Origin of the sequence: Sporichthya polymorpha DSM 43042 (assembly GCF_000384115.1) — a bacterium.
GTDB classification, from domain to species: Bacteria; Actinomycetota; Actinomycetes; order Sporichthyales; family Sporichthyaceae; genus Sporichthya; species Sporichthya polymorpha.
The window spans coordinates 606,170-626,405 of record NZ_KB913029.1 but is presented as its reverse complement, the minus strand read 5'-3'; the positions used below and the strand labels follow the sequence as shown (position 1 = coordinate 626,405).

General features: G+C 71.0%; 21 protein-coding genes, 1 tRNA gene and 1 pseudogene. 14 read left to right on the top strand and 9 right to left on the bottom strand.

Annotation, left to right across the window (positions count from 1 at the left end; genetic code table 11):
* The first annotated feature begins 39 nt into the window (after positions 1-39).
* From SPOPO_RS0103125 to SPOPO_RS34130, 4 genes are all read left to right on the top strand, one after another.
* Positions 40-660, top strand: a complete 621-nt coding sequence (locus SPOPO_RS0103125; protein ID WP_019873320.1) for a helix-turn-helix domain-containing protein — start codon at positions 40-42, stop codon at positions 658-660.
* Positions 660-1,274, top strand: coding sequence for a hypothetical protein (locus SPOPO_RS0103120; protein WP_019873319.1), 615 nt, complete (start codon positions 660-662; stop codon positions 1,272-1,274). The genes SPOPO_RS0103125 and SPOPO_RS0103120 overlap by 1 nt, the downstream gene beginning before the upstream one ends.
* Positions 1,275-1,473: 199 nt before the next feature.
* Entirely contained in the window at positions 1,474-1,866 is a 393-nt protein-coding gene (locus SPOPO_RS27440; protein ID WP_019873318.1) for an STAS domain-containing protein, read from the top strand.
* A complete protein-coding gene (locus SPOPO_RS34130) occupies positions 1,863-2,018 on the top strand; it encodes a hypothetical protein (RefSeq protein WP_019873317.1) in 156 nt (51 codons plus the stop codon). The genes SPOPO_RS27440 and SPOPO_RS34130 overlap by 4 nt, the downstream gene beginning before the upstream one ends.
* A gap of 15 nt (positions 2,019-2,033) precedes the next feature.
* Here SPOPO_RS34130 and mscL read toward each other — a convergent pair whose 3' ends face one another.
* From mscL to SPOPO_RS27435, 6 genes are all read right to left on the bottom strand, one after another.
* A complete protein-coding gene (mscL, locus tag SPOPO_RS0103105) occupies positions 2,034-2,444 on the bottom strand; it encodes a large conductance mechanosensitive channel protein MscL (RefSeq protein ID WP_019873316.1) in 411 nt (136 codons plus the stop codon).
* Between the two features lie 38 nt (positions 2,445-2,482).
* On the bottom strand, positions 2,483-3,100 hold the full coding sequence (cpaB, locus tag SPOPO_RS0103100) for a Flp pilus assembly protein CpaB (RefSeq protein WP_019873315.1): 618 nt from the start codon (positions 3,098-3,100) through the stop codon (positions 2,483-2,485).
* Between the two features lie 62 nt (positions 3,101-3,162).
* On the bottom strand, positions 3,163-3,996 hold the full coding sequence (locus tag SPOPO_RS0103095; RefSeq protein ID WP_019873314.1) for an S-methyl-5'-thioadenosine phosphorylase: 834 nt from the start codon (positions 3,994-3,996) through the stop codon (positions 3,163-3,165).
* A 66-nt stretch (positions 3,997-4,062) separates the two neighbouring features.
* Complete coding sequence (locus tag SPOPO_RS33530) at positions 4,063-4,380, bottom strand: FmdB family zinc ribbon protein (protein ID WP_084670862.1); 318 nt, start codon at positions 4,378-4,380, stop codon at positions 4,063-4,065.
* Positions 4,381-4,427: 47 nt separating this feature from the next.
* Positions 4,428-5,960, bottom strand: a complete 1,533-nt coding sequence (locus tag SPOPO_RS0103080; protein WP_019873311.1) for a potassium/proton antiporter — start codon at positions 5,958-5,960, stop codon at positions 4,428-4,430.
* Positions 5,957-6,559: a 5-formyltetrahydrofolate cyclo-ligase gene (locus SPOPO_RS27435; protein WP_019873310.1), complete on the bottom strand. Its 603-nt coding sequence runs from the start codon at positions 6,557-6,559 to the stop codon at positions 5,957-5,959. The genes SPOPO_RS0103080 and SPOPO_RS27435 overlap by 4 nt, the downstream gene beginning before the upstream one ends.
* A 132-nt stretch (positions 6,560-6,691) precedes the next feature.
* On the opposite strand from SPOPO_RS27435, the gene galU reads away from it, so the two are divergent.
* From galU to SPOPO_RS0103040, 7 genes are all read left to right on the top strand, one after another.
* Positions 6,692-7,618, top strand: a complete 927-nt coding sequence (galU, locus tag SPOPO_RS0103070; RefSeq protein WP_211210842.1) for a UTP--glucose-1-phosphate uridylyltransferase GalU — start codon at positions 6,692-6,694, stop codon at positions 7,616-7,618.
* Positions 7,615-8,856, top strand: a complete 1,242-nt coding sequence (gene glp / locus SPOPO_RS0103065; RefSeq protein WP_019873308.1) for a molybdotransferase-like divisome protein Glp — start codon at positions 7,615-7,617, stop codon at positions 8,854-8,856. Before galU ends, glp begins: the two co-directional genes overlap by 4 nt.
* A complete protein-coding gene (moaC, locus tag SPOPO_RS0103060) occupies positions 8,853-9,347 on the top strand; it encodes a cyclic pyranopterin monophosphate synthase MoaC (protein WP_028984476.1) in 495 nt (164 codons plus the stop codon). Before glp ends, moaC begins: the two co-directional genes overlap by 4 nt.
* On the top strand, positions 9,344-9,820 hold the full coding sequence (locus tag SPOPO_RS0103055; RefSeq protein WP_019873306.1) for a MogA/MoaB family molybdenum cofactor biosynthesis protein: 477 nt from the start codon (positions 9,344-9,346) through the stop codon (positions 9,818-9,820). The genes moaC and SPOPO_RS0103055 overlap by 4 nt, the downstream gene beginning before the upstream one ends.
* Complete coding sequence (locus SPOPO_RS0103050; RefSeq protein ID WP_342672902.1) at positions 9,816-10,445, top strand: GNAT family N-acetyltransferase; 630 nt, start codon at positions 9,816-9,818, stop codon at positions 10,443-10,445. Before SPOPO_RS0103055 ends, SPOPO_RS0103050 begins: the two co-directional genes overlap by 5 nt.
* 118 nt (positions 10,446-10,563) lie before the next feature.
* Positions 10,564-11,442, top strand: coding sequence for a hypothetical protein (locus SPOPO_RS0103045; protein ID WP_156869519.1), 879 nt, complete (start codon positions 10,564-10,566; stop codon positions 11,440-11,442).
* Between the two features lie 445 nt (positions 11,443-11,887).
* A tRNA-Ala gene (locus SPOPO_RS0103040) sits at positions 11,888-11,961 on the top strand.
* Between the two features lie 304 nt (positions 11,962-12,265).
* Here SPOPO_RS0103040 and mobF read toward each other — a convergent pair.
* Entirely contained in the window at positions 12,266-14,491 is a 2,226-nt protein-coding gene (gene mobF / locus SPOPO_RS27430; protein WP_019873303.1) for a MobF family relaxase, read from the bottom strand.
* A gap of 373 nt (positions 14,492-14,864) precedes the next feature.
* Between mobF and SPOPO_RS35015 the strand changes: the two genes are divergently transcribed.
* Together SPOPO_RS35015 and SPOPO_RS35825 are read left to right on the top strand one after the other, a co-directional pair.
* Complete coding sequence (locus SPOPO_RS35015) at positions 14,865-15,326, top strand: IS110 family transposase (RefSeq protein WP_028984475.1); 462 nt, start codon at positions 14,865-14,867, stop codon at positions 15,324-15,326.
* Positions 15,320-15,751 (top strand): annotated as a pseudogene (locus SPOPO_RS35825) (transposase); the annotation flags it as partial. The gene SPOPO_RS35015 and the pseudogene SPOPO_RS35825, both read left to right, overlap by 7 nt.
* Positions 15,752-16,213: 462 nt before the next feature.
* Here SPOPO_RS35825 and SPOPO_RS0103020 read toward each other — a convergent pair.
* Complete coding sequence (locus SPOPO_RS0103020) at positions 16,214-17,257, bottom strand: alpha/beta hydrolase (RefSeq protein WP_019873301.1); 1,044 nt, start codon at positions 17,255-17,257, stop codon at positions 16,214-16,216.
* A 202-nt stretch (positions 17,258-17,459) separates the two neighbouring features.
* Here SPOPO_RS0103020 and SPOPO_RS0103015 point away from each other — a divergent pair, with 202 nt between their 5' ends.
* Entirely contained in the window at positions 17,460-18,428 is a 969-nt protein-coding gene (locus SPOPO_RS0103015; protein WP_033385540.1) for a GlxA family transcriptional regulator, read from the top strand.
* A 324-nt stretch (positions 18,429-18,752) separates the two neighbouring features.
* Here SPOPO_RS0103015 and SPOPO_RS35820 read toward each other — a convergent pair whose 3' ends face one another.
* The gene (locus SPOPO_RS35820) at positions 18,753-20,204 is read right to left on the bottom strand and encodes a tyrosine-type recombinase/integrase (RefSeq protein ID WP_019873299.1); all 1,452 of its coding nucleotides are present in this window, start codon (positions 20,202-20,204) and stop codon (positions 18,753-18,755) included.
* Between the last annotated feature and the right edge of the window lie 32 nt (positions 20,205-20,236).

Below are 20,236 nucleotides of genomic sequence, written 5' to 3'. Positions count from 1 at the left end.
GCTGTTTCCGGGAAGCGTCCGCCGGGGAACAATGACGCCATGACCGACCCGAACTCGGCGATCGCGACCGCCCTCGAGCAGGTCGGCACCCGGTTGAAGCTGCTGCGCACCCAGCGGGGGATCACCCTCACCAGCCTCGAGGCGACCACGGGGATATCCAAGAGCACCCTGTCCCGGCTGGAGTCCGGCCAGCGCAAGCCCAGCCTCGAGCTGCTGCTCCCGCTTGCCTCGGCCTACGGCGTCCCGCTCGACGACCTCGTCGGCGCCCCCGAGGTCGGCGACCCGCGCCTGCGCATGAAGCCGTTGAAGGCGCACGGCCGCACCGTCATCCCGCTGACGCGGATGCCCGGCTCGATGCAGGCCTGGAAGATGATCATCCCCGCCGGCCAGTCGAAGCCGGGGGAGTTGCGCACCCACGACGGCCACGAGTGGATGTACGTGCTGTCCGGCAAGGTGCGCCTGCTCCTCGGCGACCAGGACCTGGTGCTCACCACCGGCGAGGTGGCCGAGTTCGACTGCCGCGTCCCGCACTGGTTCGGCAGCGCCGGCGCCGGCCCCGCCGAGATTCTCAGCCTGTTCGGCCGCGAGGGCGAGCGGATGCACGTCCGCGCGCGGACCCGCCGCACGAGCGAGCGCAGCGCCGCTGACCGGACTGACTGATGCCCCGTCACCAGCGGCTGGTCTTCGACGGCTGGATCGCCGGCCTCGGGACCGCCTCGGGGACGCGGCTGGTCATCGGCCGCTGGCCCCGCAGCCCGTTCGGCGGCTTCACCGACGTCATGATCGAGGACGCCTCCGGCCACCGTCGCCTGCTCGCCCCGCGGCGGGAGGTCGCGGACTTCGTCGCCGCGACCTACACCTTCGACGCCGTCGAGATCGCCCACGTCGGGGTCACCCGGACCCGCGTCGAGTGGGCCCTGACCGCCGGGCCGTTGAACGTGGCGTTCGAGATCGGCCGCCGGCCGCCGCTCGGCTACCTGCTCCGCGCCGTCCCGCCCCCGCTGGCCCGGCGCCCGGCCTGGATTTCCGCGATCGACCGCCCGGCCCGGTGGCTGCTGCCCGGCGTCCGGACCGTCGGCAGCGCCGGCCACGGCCGCCGGGAGTACTACGGCGCCCAGGACCTGCGCCCGATCACCGCCGTGGTCGCCTGGCTCGACGGCACCGACCTCGGGCCGCTCGCGTCGATCGACCCGCCGGTCCGGTTCGGCTTCGGGTCGGTCCCGCCGGCCCCCGCGCTCGTGCGGGTCACCACGACCGTGGAACTTCCGCGCTAGCGAGCACCGGTCGCGCTTGCCTCGTCGCGCTCAGTGACCGTCAATGCCGGGATTGTCCGCTTTGGTTCCGGCGTCCGTCACGCCGTGCAAAGTGCCGTCCAAGGCGATGAGAAAGCCCGAACCCGCGTCGGCGTGTCGCCACATCATGAAGACCTGTCTTGCTCCTTGCCCGCCAGTACCCGCCAAGAAATGAGGAGCCGTGGACGCCAACTTCGCGGTCCGCCGCGCTGGTGGTGTGGTCGTCGTGGCGCTGTCCGGCGACTACGACCTGAGCCGCGCCGCCACCCTGCACACCCAGCTGCTCGACGTGCTGCGTGCGCGCCCCACGGGCATCGTTCTCGACTGTTCCGAGGTCACCTTCTGCGACCTCGCCTGCCTGCGCACGATGGCCAACCTCGGCCGTCGCTCGATCGCGGTCGGCACGTGGATGCGGATGGCCGGCCCGTCGCCGATCGTGCGCCGCCTGCTGGAGATCACCGGCCTGTGCACGTCGCTGCCGTGCTACACCGACGTCGAGGCCGCCCTGCGCGGCAAGGGCCGCGCCGCCGTTCCGGCCGGCCGCGGTGCCGAGGCTCCGGCGGTCGCCTCGTGAGCGTCGCCTTCGCCGTCGTCATGCCGTTCCTGATGCTGGCGCTCGTCTTCTTCCTCGCCGACATCGAGTCCCGGCACCTCACCCAGCGCACCCGCGCCGCCGAGCGGCCCACGGCGGACTCCGCCGAGGGCCAGGCGCCGGCGACCGCGTAGCGCCGGGGAGTACAGCTAGCGGATCGAACCCGACCCGGGAGCGCGGTTCGCGAGCAGGTCGCGGATCTCCTGCAGCAACAGGACGTCGTCCGGGATCGCGGCCGGCTCCGGCTCGGCGACCTCGCCGCGCTGACGCTTCTCGTTCAGCGTCTTCAACGGCAGCACGAAGATGAAGTAGACGACGGCCGCCGTGATGACGAACGTGATCAGCGCGTTCGTGAAGTCGCCGAAGAGCAGTCGGTTCTCGTCGTCGAGCTTGACCGTGCCGCCGGTGACACCACCACCCATCACGACCTTGATGATCGGGTCGATGAACGACTTGGTGAACGCGGTCACGAGCGCGGTGAACGCGGTGCCGATGACGACAGCGACGGCGAGGTCGACGACGTTTCCGCGCATCAGGAAGTCACGAAAACCCTTGATCACAGCTGCTCCCAGCGACTAGAGGGGAATCTGTCGGCCCGTCAGGGCGACCCCACGCTATCGGTACGGAGCGCCACGGAAAGGTGACGCGTCGCGCCGGCGGCCGCCAATCGTGAGGCCTGCGCCTCACTCGCGGCGACGAGAACGAGAGCGCCGTCAAGGCTCGTACGGCGCGCGTTCGGCACGGCGAGCACGCGCACTCCGCTGGCCACGACCTCGGCCGTGCCCAGTCCGACCGGGCGGTCGAAGCCCTCGTCGCGTGCGGCCGCGAGCACGTCCACCACCGCGCCGGCGCGCAGCACCGCGGCCATGCCGGCGTCCGCGATCCGCACGCCGACCGCGAGCAGTCCCGGCTCCACCGTCGCCGGCCCCACGAGCCGGACGTCGGTGATCGCCTCGCCCCGCCGCACCGGTGAGGTGAGCAGCCGCCCGCGCGCCGCGGACGCCTCGGTCAGCGCCCCGTCGGGCACCGCGTCCGCCGGCAACGCCGCGACGACGATGTCGTCCGCGCCGAGCGGGACGCCCCAGCGCAGGTCCCGTGCCGCCACCAGCACCGGCACCGTCGGATCGGGCCCGGGCGCCAGCACCGGCAGCGCCGCGAGCACCGCCACCCCGGCGCACGAGCCGGCGAGCACACCCCGGTACCGCGCGAGCAGCATCCGCGGCGTCGACGTCAGTGGTCCCCCGCCCGCCGACCGCGCGGACCTCCCACCGGGCGACCTCACGGCAGCTCGATCCCGAGGTTCAGCCCGTCGAGCGCGGACCCGCACGCGCAGGTGCGCTCGGTCGGCAGCGCGGCGACGACGTCCATCAGCACCGTCCGCAGGCGGCCGACGTTCTCCTTGAACACGGCGAAGACCTCGGCCATCGTGACGCCCTCGCCGGTCTCGATCCCGGCGTCGAGGTCGGTCACCAACGCCATCGGGGTGTAGCAGAGCGCGAGCTCTCGAGCGAGTGCTGCCTCGGGCATCCCGGTCATCCCGATGATCCGCGCGCCGGCGGCGGCGTACCACTGCGACTCGGCGCGGCTGGAGAACCGCGGGCCGTCGATCACGACGAGCGTCGCGCCGTCGGCGGCCGGCCAGCCCGACGCCGCCGAGGCCTTGAGCGCGGCCGCGCGCCCGGCCGGGCAGTACGGATCCGCGAACCCGACGTGCACGACCCCGGCGGGCGGCCCGTCGAAGTAGGTCCGGTCGCGGCCCGAGGTCCGGTCGAGCACCTGGTCGGGCACGACGAGCGCCCCGATCGGCAGCTCGTGCGTCAGCGACCCCACCGCCGCCGGTGCCAGCACCTGCCGCACCCCGACCGCCCGCAGCGCCCAGAGGTTCGCCCGGTAGGGAATGCGGTGCGGGAGCCACCGGTGGTCCGCGCCGTGCCGGGGCAGGAAGGCCACCCGGCGTCCCGCGATCTCGCCGATGACGAGCGGGTCGCTCGGCGGCCCGTACGGGGTCGAGACGTCGACGGCAACGGCTTCGTCGAGGAACTCGTACAGCCCCGACCCGCCGATGACGCCGATGTCGGCGCGGACGTCGGAGGGAATGCTCGTGTCGGTCATGGGCGAGGAGATTAGCCCCGCCCGGAGGTCAGACCCCCGAGTTGTCCACAGGCCGACGAGCCAGGGTCAGGCCGCGGACTCGCTCTTCGGGGACGACGAGCCGGCCGCGGACGAGCTCGTGGAGTCGCTGGACGAGCTGGACGAGCTGGACGAGCTGTCCGAGGAGCTCGACGACGACGTCGACGAGGACGAGGACGAGCCGTTCGAGGAGCGGGAGTCGGTCCGGTAGAAGCCCGAGCCCTTGAAGACGACGCCCACCGCGGAGAAGACCTTGCGGAGCTTGCCGGTGCAGTTCGGGCACTCGGTCAGGGCGCTGTCGCTGAACTTCTGCACGGCCTCGAACTCGTGCCCGCACTCCGTGCACGCGTACTGGTAGGTCGGCACCGACGTTCCTCCTGGCACTCTCCGGCTGAGACTGCTAATTGTGCACGCTAGGGGCGGTTCTGGTCCACCCAGCCGGCCAGGCGACCGTGCTCACTCACCGCCCGCAGGCGCTCCTCGGTGGCTCGGCGGATCGCCGTCGGGGTGACGACGAGCAGCTCGTCGCCCCGCTGGATCCGGGTCGTCCCGCCCGGGACCAGCGACTGGCCGCCCCGCACGATGAGCGACACGCTCGCCCCCTGCGGCAGCCGGAGCTCGAACACCTCGACGCCGTGCATCTTCGACTCCGGCGGCACCCGCATCTGGAGGACCTGGGCGCCCAGGCGCTCGAGCGGCGCGGCCTCCAGGTCCAGGTCGACGGGTTCGGCCTCGGCCACCACCCCGAGCCGCCGGGCAGCCAGCGGCAGCGTCGGCCCCTGCAGCAGGGTGTAGATGACGGCGAGGACGAAGACGATGTTGAACAGCCGCTCGTTGTCCGGCACGCCCTCGACGACCGGGATCGTCGCGATGACGATCGGCACCGCCCCGCGCAGGCCGGCCCAGGACAGGAAGGCCTGTTCCGCCCACGGCATCCGGAACCAGACCGTCGAGGCGAACACCGCGGCCGGCCGGGCGACGAACAGCAGCACGAACCCGACCGCGATCGCGGGCAGCACGTCCGAGCCGAGTTCGTCGGGGGAGACCAGCAGGCCGAGCAGGACGAACAGCCCGATCTGCGCCAGCCAGGCGAGACCCTCGACGAAGCCGCGCGTCGCGGGCCGGTGCGGCAACCGCGAGTTCCCGAGGATCACGGCCGCGATGTAGACCGCGAGGAAGCCGCTGGCGTGGATCATCGAGGCCCCGCTGTAGGCGAGCACCGCCAGCGCGAGCACCGCGATCGGGTACAGACCCGAGGAGGGCAGGGCGAGCCGGCGCACGCCCGCCGCGCCGACGAACCCGACGACGACCCCGACGACGAGGCCGACGCTGAGCTCGTAGACCAGCAGCCCGAGCAGGCTGGGCAAATCGCCCGCCCCGAACGCGTCGGTCGTCGACAGCGCCACGGTGAGGATGACGACCGGGGCGTCGTTGAACCCGGACTCGGCCTCGAGCAGGCCCACGAGTTTCGGGCGCACGGTCAGCAGGCGCAGCACGGAGAAGACCGCCGCCGCGTCGGTCGAGGACACGATCGCGGCGAGCAGGAACGAGACCTGCCAGTTCAGGTCGAGCAGGTAGTGCGCGGCCGTCCCGGTGATCATCACGGACACGCCGACGCCGATCGTCGCCAGCAACGCGGCGGCCGGCACGACCGGCCGCATGGTCGACCAGTTCGTCGTGATGCCGCCCTCGGCCAGGATGATCACGAGGGCGGCGTAGCCGAGGGTCCGGGTGAGGACGTCGTCGCTGAACTCGATGCCGATGACGTCCTGCCCGAGCAGGACGCCCAGGCCGAGGTAGAGCAGGAGGCTCGGCAGCGACGTCCGGCTCGCGAGCCGGATCGCGACGATCGCCACGATTAGCACCGACGACCCGAGGAGCAGGCCGATGTTGAGTTCGTCCAGGGTCAGGGCGCCCTCGCCCCCGCCGCCGGCGCCGAGGATCACGGCGCCTCCCCGGTCGCGCCGACGCGGGTCCAGCCCGCGGGGGTGAGGACGGCGTCGACGGGCGCATCGTGCGCCGCGGCCGGCACGGACTCGAGCAGCTCCCCGGCGTGCAGGACGACGGCGACCCGCGCCGCCGGGTGCGCGGCGCGCAGCGCGCGGTCGTAGGAGCCGCCGCCGCGACCGAGTCGGTGCCCGGCCCGGTCGGCGGCGAGGCCGGGGACGAGGACGACGTCCGCCTCGGCGAGGGCGGCGGTGTTCGGCCCGGCCGGCTCGACGGTGCCCCGCGGGCCGGGGACGAGGGCGTCCGGGCCGGCGTAGGCGCCCCAGTCCAGGTCGAGGTCGGCCCGCAGAGCCGGGAGCAGGACGCGCGTGCCGGCGGTTCGCAGGGCCTCCAGCAGGGGCCGGGTCCCGGGCTCGGTGCCGGTCGAGACGTAGAGGGCGACGGTGCGCGCCGGTCCGCTGACCTGCACCGGAAGCGCGGCGAGGGCGGTCAGGGCGTGGTCGCGGATCGTGTCGGCCGCCGCCGTGAGGGCCGCGGGGTCGAGGGCGCGACGGTCGGCGAGGATCCGGGCGCGCAGGGCGGATTTGGCGGCATCCACGTCATCTTGAGACCCGGTTGCACCGCCAACCGCCATCTCGCCTCCGTCCCCCGGGCCGCTCCGGGCGCCGATCAAATCCTTCCGTACGAGCGGCACCCGCGTCATGCCGGTCCTGCTCGGTAGCCTGCGGGCATGACCTCCCGCATGACCCCGGCCCGCATGACCAAGGCCGTCATCCCGGCCGCCGGCCTGGGCACGCGGTTCCTCCCCGCGACCAAGGCGACCCCGAAGGAGATGCTTCCGGTCGTCGACAAGCCCGCGATCGAGTACGTCGTCGAGGAGGCGGTCTCCGCCGGCCTGCGTGACGTCCTCATGATCACCGGGCGGAGCAAGCGGGCCCTCGAGGACCACTTCGACCGCAACTACGAGCTCGAGACCAAGCTCGCGGAGAAGGGGGACGAGGCCACGCTGGCGAAGGTCCAGGCCTCCAACGACCTCGCGACCATGCACTACGTCCGCCAGGGCGAGCCGAAGGGGCTCGGGCACGCGATCCTCTGCGCGGCCGAGCACGTCGGCGACGAGCCGTTCGCGGTGCTCCTCGGCGACGACCTCATCGACCCCCGCGACCCGCTCCTCACGCGCATGATCGACGCGCAGACCCGCTACGGGGGCAGCGTCATCGCGCTGATGGAGGTCGCGCCCGAGCAGATCCACCTCTACGGCTGCGCCGCGATTGAGCCGACCGACTCCGAGGACCTCGTCCGCGTCACCGACCTGGTCGAGAAGCCGCCGCGCGAGGAGGCTCCGAGCAACCTCGCGATCATCGGCCGCTACGTCATCGAGCCGGCCGTCTTCGACGTCCTGCGCCGGACCCCGCCGGGCCGGGGCGGCGAGATCCAGATCACCGACGCGCTCCGCTCGCTCGCGCACGGGGACGGCGGCGGGCCCGTGCACGCGGTCGTGTTCCGCGGCCGCCGCTACGACACCGGCGACCGGCAGGACTACCTGCGCACGATCGTCCGCCTCGCCTGCGAGCGCGAGGACCTCGGGCCGGAGTTCCGCTCCTGGCTCGCCGACTTCGTCGCCAAGGAACTCGGGACGGGGGAGATCGCGCCGTGAGGTCCGTCGAGGAGTACCTCGTCCACGTCCTGGGTCAGCTGACGCCGATGCCGGTGCTCGACGTCCCGCTCACCGAGGCGCACGGGTGCCTGTTGGCGAACGACGTCCACGCTCCGCTCGACCTCCCGCCGTGGGACAACTCGGCGATGGACGGCTACGCCGTCCGGATGGCCGACGTCACCGGCGCCTCGCCCGAGTTCCCGGCCGAGCTCGACGTCATCGACGACATCGCCGCCGGCGCCGTCTCGAGCAAGGTGATCAAGCCGGGCACCTGCGCCCGGATCATGACCGGCGCCCCGGTGCCCGAGGGCGCCGAGGCGATCGTCCCCGTCGAGCAGACCGACCGCGGCACCACCCGCGTCTCGATCCAGGCCGAGCCGGGGGAGGGCCAGTTCATCCGCGTCCGTGGCAGCGACGTCGCGATCGGGCAGGCGCTGCTCGCCGCCGGCACCGAACTCGGGTCCGCGCAGGTCGGGCTGCTCGCCGCGATCGGCGTCGGCCGCGTCGAGGTACATCCGCGGCCGCGCGTCGTCGTCATCTCCACCGGCAGTGAGCTCGTCGAGGCGGGCAACCCCCTCGGCCCGGGGCAGATCTACGAGTCGAACAGCTACATGCTCGCCGCCGCCGCGCGCGAGGCCGGCGCCGTCGCGTACCGCGTCGGGATGGTCCACGACGACGAGGACGCCGTCCTCGCCACGATCGAGGAGCAGACCACCCGCGCCGACCTGATCATCACCTCGGGCGGCGTGAGCGCCGGCGCGTACGACGTGGTCAAGGGCGTGCTCTCGCAGCTCGGCACCGTCGACTTCGAGGGCATCAAGATGAACCCCGGCAAGCCGCAGGGCTTCGGGTTCATCGGCGGCGACGGCCGCTTCGGCACCGGGACGCCGATCTTCACCCTCCCCGGCAATCCGGTCTCCTCGTACGTCTCGTTCGAGGTGTTCGTGCGCCCGGCGATCCGCCGGCTGCGCGGCCTGACGCCCGAGCGGCGGCCGATGACGCAGGCGACGCTCTCGGTCGACCTCACCTCGCCCGCCGGCAAGACGCAGTTTCTGCGCGGCTGGGTCGTCCCCTCCGGCGCTTACGGGCTGCCCGAGGTCCGGCCGGTCGGCGGCCCGGGCTCGCACCTGCTCGCGGGCCTCGCGCAGTCGAACTGCTTCATCGTCGTGCCCGAGGACGTGACCGAGGTCAAGGCCGGCGAACAGGTCAACATCCTTCGGTTCGGAGCCCCCGCATGAGTACAGCACCCTCTGAGCAGGGCCTGACGCACGTCGACGCCAAGGGCGAGGCCCGCATGGTCGACGTCTCCGCGAAGGACGTGACGGTCCGTCAGGCAACCGCGACGGGCCGGGTGCTCGTGTCGCCGACCGTCGTCGGGCTGCTCCGCGGCGAGGGCGTGCCGAAGGGCGACGCGCTCGCGGTCGCCCGCATCGCCGGCATCCAGGCCGCGAAGAAGACCCCCGACCTCGTGCCGCTGTGCCACCCGCTCGCGATCCACGGCGTCACCGTCGACCTCTCGGTCTCCGACGACGGGGTCGAGATCTCCGCGACCGTCCGCACCGCCGACCGCACCGGCGTCGAGATGGAGGCGCTCACCTGCGTCGCCGTCGCCGGGCTCACGGTGGTCGACATGGTGAAGGCCGTCGACAAGGGCGCGGTGATCACCGACATCCGGATCGAGGAGAAGACCGGCGGTAAGTCGGGGACCTATCGGCGGGCGGACGCGTGAGCTCGCCCCGGGCGCTCGTGATCACCTGCTCGAACCGAGCGGCCGCCGGGGTGTACGAGGACCGGGGCGGTCCGATCCTGTCCGCGGGGCTGACCGAACTCGGGTTCGCCGTCGACGGCCCGCAGGTCGTGCCCGACGGGGAGCCGGTGTTCGAGGCGCTGACCGCGGGGATCGCGGCCGGCTACGACGTCATCCTCACGACCGGCGGCACCGGCCTGACGCCCGGCGACCACACGCCGGAGGTCACGCGGCGCGTGATCGAGCGCGAGGTGCCGGGGATCGCCGATGCGATCCGTCGGCATTCCCAGGACAAGGTGCCGACGTCCATGCTGAGTCGTGGGCTGGCCGGCGTGGCCGGGCAAACCCTGATCGTGAACCTGCCCGGGTCGCCGGGTGGGTGCAAGGACGGGATCGCGGTGCTCTCGCCGATCCTGCGGCACGCGGTGGATCAGATCGGGGGAGGTGACCATTAACAAGACCTGGCCGGTGCGACTCGCGGAGGGTCCGGTCGCCCTGCGCCCCCTGCGGATGCGCGACGGCCAGCCCTGGCACGAGCTCCGCCGCGCCAATCACGCCTGGCTCGCACCGTGGGAGGCGAGCCGCCCGGTGGACGAGGTGCCGGAGATGACGTTCGCGCACATGGTTCGCCGCCTGCGGGCCGAGGCGCGCGCCGGCCGGACGATGCCCTTCGCGGTGACCTACGCGGGCAACTTCGTCGGGCAGCTGACGGTCTCGGGCATCACGTGGGGTTCGCTGTGCGCGGCCCACATCGGCTACTGGATCGACAAGGGCCATGCCGGCCGGGGCATCATGCCGACTGCCGTCGCGCTGGCCACCGACCATTGCCTGTTCACGATGGGCCTGCACCGGATCGAGATCTGCATCCGGCCCGAGAACGCGAACAGCCGCCGGGTCGTCGAGAAGCTCGGCTTCCGCGAGGAGGGCCTGCGCCCGGCCTACCTCCACATCGACGGCGCGTGGCGCGACCACCTCGTCTTCGTCGTCACCGCGGAGGAGGTTCCGGGCGGTCTGCTGCCGCGCTGGCGCGCGTCGACGGTGTCGGGTCGTCCGTCGCCGAGCGAGCAGTCGCGCGAGTAGATAGGTCCGGTTTTCGGACGTTCCGTCAGGCCCGAAACCTCTCTAGTCACATCTGTCCCGCGCGACACGCGGCGAGCTTCCCGGATCGCAGCCCTTTGCGGCCCTAACTTTGGGGGTCATGAGCGGAAGCGGCCTTCTCTACGCAGCGGTGCTCGGCGCCTGGGCCGTGTTTCTTCTGACGCGGTGTCTGAAAGTGACGCCGACCGACATCGACTGCGGAGTTCCGGAGGGGACTGTGCTGCGACGCCGCGGCGAGCCGGACCCGGCCGCTGGTACCTACTCGATGCTGCGCCCGGCCGTCCCACCCGCGGCCGAGCCGGTCGTGAAGTCCGGCGTCCGTCCCGTCGAGGTCGTCACCCGGCCGCGCGTCAGCGCCGCGACCGCGCGCCGGCGTCGTCGGGTCCTCGGCACGCTCGTCTCCGTGTTCGTCCCGCTGCTGACCGCGAACCTGCTCGGCCTGCTGCCGCTGTGGCCGGCCGCGATCCCCGCCGCCCTGTTCGTCGCGTACCTCTACGAGGTGCGGGTGCGGGCGAAGAAGGCCCGCGTGACCCGCGTGGCCGTCCCGCCCGTCGCCGCCCCCGCCGGCCCGGCCCGCATCCCCGCGCAGCGCGGCACCCGGAGCCGGCCCGCCGACTCGGACCTGACGTGGGACCCCTGGCCCTCGGTCGAGGTCGAGGAGACCAAGCCCGGCCCCGTCGCCGATATCGCCGACGGCTGGGAGCCCCGCCCCGTCCCGCTCCCGACGTACGTCACCGCCCCCAAGGCGCCCCGCGTCGCCCGCCGGATCGACGTCTCCGCCGGCCGTCCCTGGGCCGTCGCCGACGAGGACGACGAGGCCACTCAGGAGTTCCCCGCCCTCACCGACGAGCTGATCGCCGAGATCGAGGCGGAGATGGCCGAGCAGGCCGCCGCCCCGGCTGAGGCCCCCGCCCCCGCCGCTGAGGTCGCCGGTCTGGACGAGGACGAGATCGAGATCCCCCGCGCCGTCGGGGAGTAATTCCCGCCTCGCCCGCCCGGCCGCGTGGTTCGCCGGGCCGCCTTGTTCGCAACTTCTCCAGCCTGGCGCGCCCATCCCGGCCCCGGGATAGGCGCCCCGCGCCGCAGAAGACGAGCACCCGCCTCGACTCTCCTGCCTGGCGCGCCTATCTACCGGGTCGGATAGGCGCCCCGCGCAGGAGAAGATGAGGCCCGCCCCCGGCGGTCCGGCCGGCCTGGGTTGCCCGGTCGGGTTCGCAACTTCTCCTACCTGGCGCGCCTATCCCGGCCCCCGGATAGGCGCCCCGCGCCGAAGAAGATGAGGCCGCGCCGCAACTTCTGCGGCCTGGCGCGCCTATCGCGGCCCCGGGATAGGCGCGCCGCGCCGGAGAAGATGAGCCCCGCGCCCCGGGGTCCGGCCCGCGTCGACCACCCGGGGGCCAGTGATAATCTTTCTCCGCACTTCGGGGGCTGTGGCGCAGTCCGGTAGCGCACCTCGTTCGCAACGAGGGGGCCAGGGGTTCAAATCCCCTCAGCTCCACCGCATCAGTGCAGGTCAGAGGCCGATTCGGAGAACTTCCGGGTCGGCCTCGTGATCCCTTGGCAGCAGCTCGGCAGCAGATTCGGTTCGGACGGTGCCGAATTCACCCGGACGGTGTCGCACCAGCGCGGACCGGGCCCGCCGAGTTGCCCGTCCCTTGGGTGAGGTTCGGCGAGCTGCCGCGAGTGCGTGTGATCGTCAGGTGTGCATCCCGGAAGGCGTGTTGCTGCCGGAAGTACCGCCGACTAGAAGGCGCTTCGTGCCGCCGTCGGGGAGGCCCTCGTTCCGCCATCCACGCCGCCCATTACGTAGGGCTGGCCCCGCGGACATCTTGGTAGAAGGCGAATGCCGCGGACTCGTTTTGCTGCACCCACAGTCGACACAACGCACGAAGGGAGCCTGCGCGCGGCCCGTACTGGGCACAAAGACGGTCCACCCAATCATGGTCATCGATGCCCTCGAGAGCACTGAGAGCGACCTTCAGCGTCGTGGGGTCGCTTCCGAGTGCGGCGGCGGGTGCATCCGGTTTCGTCCGTGTGGTTCGCAAGAGTGCGTCCGGGCTCACCGCGCCGGGCAGATAGAGCTTCGGCCAGTTCTGCCTGTTTGGGTCCTCCGCGGGGGTGGACGACGGACGCTGATCGCCGTCGTACACCAAGGCGAACTGAACCTGCGAGTGCTCGGTGCGGGGCAGGGTCTTGTACAGAACGTTGAGGTACCCCGCACCGTCCTTCCACGTGACTTGGGTCGTGTATGCCAGAGTCGGATCGAAGTACTCGAGGATGGTGCGGACGAGGGCCCACAGGACGCTGCCCGGTCCGTGCACGTTCTCCCACGCCGACCGCAGCGCGCGCAGAGCGCGCGTCTTGCCCGATCCGGCCGGGCCGACGAGAACGTCCAGGAGGCGCCCCGAGCTCGCGATCGCCGCGACGGCGCCGGCCTGATCGGCGGTCAGACCGCGCGCGCCCGGCATGCCGAGCGCGGCGGCGGTGAGCACCGGCGTCAGCGCGTCAGCGTGGACCGCCGGAGCCTCCAGGGTGTCGGTGGCGGCCACGAGGCGGTCTTCGGCTTCCAGTACGGCGATCGCCGTGTACGCGTGCTCGGCCGGGCGGGCGAAGAGGCTGGAGCCGTCCGGCCGCCGGAAGCGGTGGGGGACGTCGAACAGCTCGGGTGGATCGAGCGCGACGCATTTCCCGACGGCTGCCTCCACGATCCGATCGAGCAGCGCGACGCGCGCGGCCGGGTCGGGCGTGCGCACCTGGCGGGAAGCCCGGGCGGCCTCCGCGAGCAGGTTCGCGCGCGTCCACGTCGAGCGTCGCTCAACGACCGCGGCCAGGGCGAACTGCGCAAGTGCGTCGACGGCCGGTGCCGGAGCATGCGGGTGGACTTGCAAGGCGGCGGCGACGATCTGCTCAGGAGTCCGCTTGGTGAGGTCGGTCGCGGTGGTCCGCCAGCGTCCGATGAGTTCGCCGAGCGGTCTCACCGTCTTGTCCGGTCGGGTGGCCAGCGTGGCTTGCTGGCGGAGTCGCAGGATCTCGCGACGGTTGGGATCCCGGTCGTGGCGCATTCGGAAGTCGGCGATCAGGTGCTGCATGGCTGCGGCGATCTGCCCGGAACGGGTCGAGAACACGGCGAGCAGCTCGTCCGGTAGGCCGGCGATCTCGAACGCGGGCGAGCGGCGTTCGCCCCGGTCGCGCCAGGACCACGCCACCGGCAGGCGGGCCGAGATCGCATCGGCGATCAGGTCGTCGTAAACCTCGGACAGTGCGACGGCGGCGTGATGCAGCGCGCGAGAGTCCACGGATCGCCACTTGCCGTCCGCGCCCTGGACTTTGTTGGCGATGACGACGTGGGTGTGCAGATTCGGATCGCCCGTACGTGTGTCCCAGTGGTCAAATGCGGCCGCGATCATGCCGCGCGTTCCGACCTGTGCGCAGCCGCCGTGGCCCACGCGGGTGTGCAGGAAGCGCTCTTCGATCAGATCGAGCACGGTGGTCACGGCCTCTCGGTGCGCCTCCATCACCGCGGTCTGCACATCCTGATGGCCGAGAGCCCACAGGACGCTCGCGGACTTGGGGACCGTGAAGGTCAGGTCGAACCCGGCGACGGCGGTGCGTACCGGCCGGGCCCGCTCGGTCGTCTCGATCTCGGCGGTCCGGGCGTTCCGTTCGTCGGTGTTGAGGCATTCGGGGAGTTCGGCAAGCGCTTCGGCAATCCGGCCTTCCACGTTGCGGTAGGCCGGGTAGGGACGGCCGAGCGCTTCGCCGTTGACCGGGTCGTGGCCGGTGCCGAACAGCGCGGCCATCGCCTCTTCGGCGACTGCAGTTCCCGCCGCGAGCCCGCGTCCGGCGTCCAGCCCCACCAAGCCGCGGCCGTGCCAGCGCCCGACCGGGTAGCCGGACGCTGCGTAGTACCCAGTCAGCGGAGATCCGGCTTCGCGGCAGGCGTCGCCGCAGGCGGTGTGACGAAGCAGGTACTTGTAGCCGGCCCCCGCGGACAGGCGCGACAGCGACATCACGCGCTGCGCCGCCATCCCGTCCGAACCTCGCCCATGCCGTACATGTGCGCGCTCCGGGCCCCGAGATCGACGCCGATCACCGTTGGTGCCAGATGAGTACGCGTGGCGATCTTCGATGGCGCCGTGTCGGGGCTTGAGAATGTGTGGTCGGCTTGCGGCTGCGTGGGTGGTGGCGGTCCTCAGGATTCGGTCTGACTGTCCGTCAGGATCCTGTGTGGTCCGCCGGGATCCGGGGCGGTTCGGGGAGGTCCGTGCTGATGGGCGGATCCTGGTGGGGTGTCGCCCGGCGACGTCGCTATCACTCTGATGCTGCGATTCGAGCTCGTAGAGCGAGTCTGGCGCGGGGTCTCCGGGAGCGTCGGATTGTTGCCGTAGAGCACGTGGGTCTGTGTCCATCTCAGGGCGCTCGCGCACGAACGAGGTGCGCACCTACTCCACGATGACGCGCCAGATTCAGGCCATGGCGGCGTGGCTGGTCGAGAGCGGGGTCGAGCTGGCTGCGATGGAATCGACCGCGACCTATTGGAAGCCGCCGTTCTATTGCCTGGAGGAGGTGATGGAGACCTGGCTGCTCAACGCCGCCCACATCAAGGCCGTCCCGGGGCGTAAGTCCGACGTCCGCGACGCCGAATGGATCGCCCGGCTGGTCGAGCACGGCCTGGTCACGCCCTCGTTCGTGCCGCCGCCAGAGATCCGCCGGCTGCGCAACCTCACTCGGTATCGGGTCCAGCTGATGGGTGATCGGACCCGTGAGGTCACCCGGGTGGAGAAGCTGCTCGAGGACGCCTCGATCAAGCTCTCCGCGCGGTGGTGTCGAACATCGCCGGTTCCTCGGCGCGGGCGATGCTGACCGCGCTGGTGGCCGGGGAACGCGACCCCGACGTGATGGCGGATCTGGCCTATTCCAAGCTGCGCAACCGCAAGAGCGAGCTGGCCGAGTCCCTGCTCGGGCGCTTCGATGATCACCACGCCCTGCTCGTCGGCGGGATGCTGCAGCGACTGGCCCAGGTCGAGGCGTCGCTGAAGGCCTGCGACGCGCAGATCCTCGACGAGATCGCCCCGTGGCGCCACCAGTTCGAGCTGTTGCAGACCATGCCCGGGATCGGGGTCAAGACCGCCGAGGTGATCATCGCTGAGACCGGTGCGGACATGTCCCGCTTCCCCTCGGCGGCGCACCTGGCCGCCTGGGCCGGGCCCGCCCCGTCGGTGCACGAGTCCGCCGGCAAGGCCTGGTCGATGGGCTCCCGCAAGGGCAACAAGTGGCTGGCCTCGGCGCTGGTCGAGGCCGCCGGCTCAGCGTCGCGGATGAAGACGAACTACCTCGGCGCCCAATACCGCCACCTCGCTCCACGCCGCGGCGCCAAACGCGCGATCGTCGCCGTCGCGCACTCGATGCTCGTGGCGGCCTACTACATGCTCGAACGCGACGAGCCCTACCGCGATCTCGGCGCGGACTACTTTCACCCGCCCGATCGACCCCGAGATCCGCATCCGCCGGCTGGTGGCGCAGCTCGAACGCCTCGGCCACACCGTCACCCTCGACCAGAGCGCCTGACCATCGTCTCGGACATCCCGGGGCAGCACGGGACCGCCAAGAACGTGTCCGGGCTGCGCCCGGACGCTGCCGCACGCCTCCCGCAGATTCATTCACGGGTCAGCAGTGTCGGGCAGGATCGCTCCGATTCGGATCGGGAGGGCGCCGGTCACGTGTACCGGCGCCCACCTCCGACGTCGGTGTCAGCCGCCGTTCTCGTTCAGCCAGCGATCAGCGCCCTCGACCATCTGGGGAAAACCCTGCTCGACGATCGGATAGTGCGAAGCGCCGTCGATGATCAGCTTGGTGACCTTCGGACTGCCCGAATACCGAGCGGCCATCTGGTCAGCTGACGGCGGCTGCGGGAAGACGACCTCACCCGTGCCGAACATGACGAGAACCGGGACGTCGATCTCGCCGAGGTGAGCGAGGTCCGCGCCGATCCCGGCGGCGACCGATTCGAACTGACCGCAGGGGTCGGGCTGCGATGGGGGCACGGCAGCGCGGACGTCCGGGCTCGCGTCGTTGAAGTAGAAGGTGTCGCGGGAGTCCTTGGCGAATTGGGCGTAGTACGGCGGGGCGCCGGCGTCGCCGCCGGCAGAGCAGCGCGCGACGATGCTCGCGGATTCCGCGCCGGTGTAGGGGCCGGCGGTGAAGTCGCCCCAGGACTGGTTGAACACGCCGTCGACATTGCCGTAGCTGTAGGCAACAACGTTGGAGATCAGGCCTCCCACGGAGGAGCCGGAGATGAAGACCTTGTGGTAGGCGGGGGTCTTCTTCGCGCCCTTGAGCGTGTAGGCACCGGACCTGAGCTGGTCGACCATCTGATGGGCGACGTCGGCTTCTGAGCCGAAGCACGTGCCGAAGCCAGCCGGCTTACCGCTGCTGCCGTACCCCAAGCGGTCGACGAGGACCGAGACATGGCCGCGCTTGGCCATCTCGTGTGCGTAGTTGTGACCAGGGATGTTGAGGTTGAAGTAGTACGCGCCCCAGGTGACGGCGTGCAGGTACAACGTGGCGGCCCTGCCAGCAGCGATCGCGTTGCGTGGGCCGACGACGACGCCGTTGACTGTGTAGTTCTTGCCGTCGCTACTGCACGGAAGGGCGCTCGTATTGGTGTTCGTCACCTTGAAGCTGACCGGCATCTGAACGACGTCGTTGTCCGGCGCTGCCGAGGCCGGTGCGGTGAACAGGGCGCCAATCACCACCGCGGCGAGGGTGCTCGAGAGCAGAGTGCGGACACGCATGGATGCGCCTTTCGATCGGGAGGATGTGGCGGCATCCGCGCAGAGGATAGGCCGGGAAATGTTGGGGGCCCCCGGCCGGATCGCTGAACAGCGACACGCAACTGTACGTAGCGTGAGCTCTTCGGCACGAGCGTCGGATCCGACGTGTTTCGATCGAAATCCGACAGATGCAATGCACATGATCGGCAGTACGGTTGGCGCCATGCGGGTGTGGGTGCTCATGGCGGACGGAGTCTGGGACTCCAGCCTGGCCGCTGTGTGCGATGTCCTCGCCGCGGCCAACGCGCTGCGCGGTGAGGTGCCTCAGGCGCCCACCGAGTGGTCGGTGACGGTGGTTGGAACGCGGCGTCAAATGCACACCGCTGCGGGATTGCGGGTCACGACCGTGCCCATCGCTTCAGCAGACGCGGCCGATGTCGTCGTTGTACCGGCCTTGGGCCTGCGCAGCCCGGCGCAGCTGATTGAGGACACCCGATCCAAGGTGCTCCGTCCTTCCGTTGCGGCTATAGCCGCAGCCGGTGGGCTGGGGGCCGAGGTGGTCGGCGCTTGCAGCGGAACACTGCTCATGGCCCAGGCGGGCATCCTGGACGGCCAGCCGGCGACTACGAGCTGGTGGCTCGGCCCGTTGTTCCGGGAGTACTTCCCGACCGTGGAACTCGACGTCGCTGAGACGCTGGTCTTCGGTCGGGGTGTCCGCACGGCCGGAGCCGCTTTCGCCCACATCGACCTGGCTCTGTCGTTGGTGCATCAACGCAGTCCGGTACTGGCTGACCTGGTCGCGCGCTATCTTCTGATCGGTGACCGGGCGTCCCAAGCGGGGTTCGCGATGCCAGCCGTGATGGCCCGTCATAATCCTGAGTTGTCGGCCTTCGAACGTTGGGTCAGGGCTCACCTGGACCAGCCGATCCGCATCGGTGTCGCCGCAGCGAGCATCGGTGTCTCCGAACGTACCCTGCAACGAATCACCGACAGTTCGCTCGGAATGTCTCCGCTCGAGTTCGTGAACGACGTGCGTCTCGATGAGGCCGTCCACCTGTTGCGATCGACCGGCCTCAGCGTCGAGGCGGTCGCCGCCCGGGTCGGTTTCGCCAACGCGACGGCGCTACGTCGCCTCGTGCAGCGCAGGCTAGGAAAATCCCCGCTCGCTGTTCGCCAGGGCGCCTTCCGCTAGTCCCACCTGCGCGGAAGCCTCACCCGGCGGTGGTGCCGTGCGCTTCGCGAATCGATGTGGAGTACCAGATGCGCTTTTGCGCCACGAGTGCGGATGGTGGCGAACGCTCAAGAGGCGCGCCCGGGCCGTCGCGACTGGGTGCTTGGACCGGACTTGCCAGTGCTCACACTCGGCGGCGACTGCGTTGGAAGGCTGTAACTGTCAAGTCGTCGGCGTCAGTCAAAGGGTGCAGGTACTTCTGGGTGGTCTCGATCTGCACGCATGGATCCGACGGCAGATCAGATATATCGATGGCCGCCACCGGCCAGGTCGCCCTCTCGCCTCTCAGGTGGCCGCCTCGCCGTTCGCTTCGAGCATCCTGTGTAACCGGGCGGCGAGGTCACGCATCTCGGCGAGTTCGCCTCGATGGTCCGAAGGGGGTGCCTGACCGGTCGTGGCGGGGCGCGAGCGGAACGCGTCCAGCGCTTCGAAGGCAGCTTGGTCGGCGCCGGGCAGCGCGTGGAGGTACTTGCCGGTCGTGGCGATGCTCCCGTGGCCAAGTCGCTCCTTGACGACCTGCAGGTCCGCTCCGCCGGCTAGCAGCCAGGAGGCGTGAGCGTGGCGCAGGCCGTGGGGTGTCACGTGGAACCCAAGCTCGGCTGCTTCGAGCGCCGGATCCCAGACGCGCGCCCGGAACCAGCGGTTGGGGATGTGCCCGTCGGTGCGAACCGCTCGGGGGCGGCGCGGGCGGTCCTTGCCAACGGCTCGGCGCGCGGCGCGGTAGGCGGCGACGGCGTCCTTGCAGTGTCGGCATCGGCACGGAGCGGCCTGGTAGGCGGTGAGGGTGCCGTGGTGGTACTGCCGGCCCCTCTGGTTTGGCTCGGTCAGCCCCAACGTCTCGGGGGCCGGGAGCTGCTCGGGCCGGCGGTATGGCGCTTCGGCCGGTGCGGGGCACGGGAACAGCAGGTCGTCTCGTCTGAGCTTGCGCTGCTTGACGTGCAACTGGATCTGGTCGGCGAGGCGTCCGGTCAGGCCGAGTTGTCGCCACTCCTTGTCCTTCGGGTAGTCCTTCACGACGAACCGGACTCCCTCGGGCCGGTCCTTCGCCTTCAGCTCGACGACCGCGCGCGAGACAGTGAGGACACGCGTCTTTGGGTCGAGGTCGCGAGGCCGAAGCTCGGTCAGCTCTCCCCATCGCAGCCCGGTCTCGATCTTCGTCTCGACCAGCAGGCGCATCGTGTCGTCCTGGAGCGCGGCGTAGATCGCGTTGTACTGCTCGACGGTGATGATGCGACGCAGCTTCCGGGCGACCGGGGGAGTCTTCACGCCGCGGCCGGCGTGGATGAGCACGACCCGGTCGTTGAGCGCCGTGGTCAGGATGGCGTCCAGGACGACCTTCGCCTCGCGCACAGTCGGGGGCCGCGCGCCGTAGGTGGACTGCAGCTCGGCAATCCACTCCCGGACATGGAACGGCAGCAGCTCCACCATGCGCAGGTGGCCGAGCCCGGGCAGCACGTACCGATTGAGTAGGTAGCGGTAGTTCTCCCGGGTGGTGGCTTCGATGACGTGGTTGGGAAACCATTCCGCCTCGACGTAGCGGGCCAGCGTTTGGCGACCGCGCTTTGGGTCGTCGACCTGACCGAGCGAGAGGTTCTGCTCGGCCTCGTGCCACGCCCGCACTGCCTCCCGCTCGGTCCGGTACGTGCCGGCGGAGCGCTCGTTGCCGCGCACGTCGCGGTAGACGGCGATGAAGCGCTTCTTGTTATCGCGTCCGGCGCGCTCGCGAACCCACCCCATCCGACGATCCTCCCCAAGATCGCGTGTCAGCA

Coding starts and splice junctions, on each gene's coding strand:
- SPOPO_RS0103125 (WP_019873320.1), top strand. CDS start 40: ATGACCGACCCGAACTCGGCGATCGCGACCGCCCTCGAGCAGGTCGGC.
- SPOPO_RS0103120 (WP_019873319.1), top strand. CDS start 660: ATGCCCCGTCACCAGCGGCTGGTCTTCGACGGCTGGATCGCCGGCCTC.
- cpaB (WP_019873315.1), bottom strand. CDS start 3,100: ATGCTGCTCGCGCGGTACCGGGGTGTGCTCGCCGGCTCGTGCGCCGGG.
- SPOPO_RS0103095 (WP_019873314.1), bottom strand. CDS start 3,996: ATGACCGACACGAGCATTCCCTCCGACGTCCGCGCCGACATCGGCGTC.
- galU (WP_211210842.1), top strand. CDS start 6,692: ATGACCTCCCGCATGACCCCGGCCCGCATGACCAAGGCCGTCATCCCG.
- moaC (WP_028984476.1), top strand. CDS start 8,853: ATGAGTACAGCACCCTCTGAGCAGGGCCTGACGCACGTCGACGCCAAG.
- SPOPO_RS0103045 (WP_156869519.1), top strand. CDS start 10,564: ATGAGCGGAAGCGGCCTTCTCTACGCAGCGGTGCTCGGCGCCTGGGCC.
- mobF (WP_019873303.1), bottom strand. CDS start 14,491: ATGGCGGCGCAGCGCGTGATGTCGCTGTCGCGCCTGTCCGCGGGGGCC.
- SPOPO_RS0103020 (WP_019873301.1), bottom strand. CDS start 17,257: ATGCGTGTCCGCACTCTGCTCTCGAGCACCCTCGCCGCGGTGGTGATT.
- SPOPO_RS0103015 (WP_033385540.1), top strand. CDS start 17,460: ATGCGGGTGTGGGTGCTCATGGCGGACGGAGTCTGGGACTCCAGCCTG.
- SPOPO_RS35820 (WP_019873299.1), bottom strand. CDS start 20,204: ATGGGGTGGGTTCGCGAGCGCGCCGGACGCGATAACAAGAAGCGCTTC.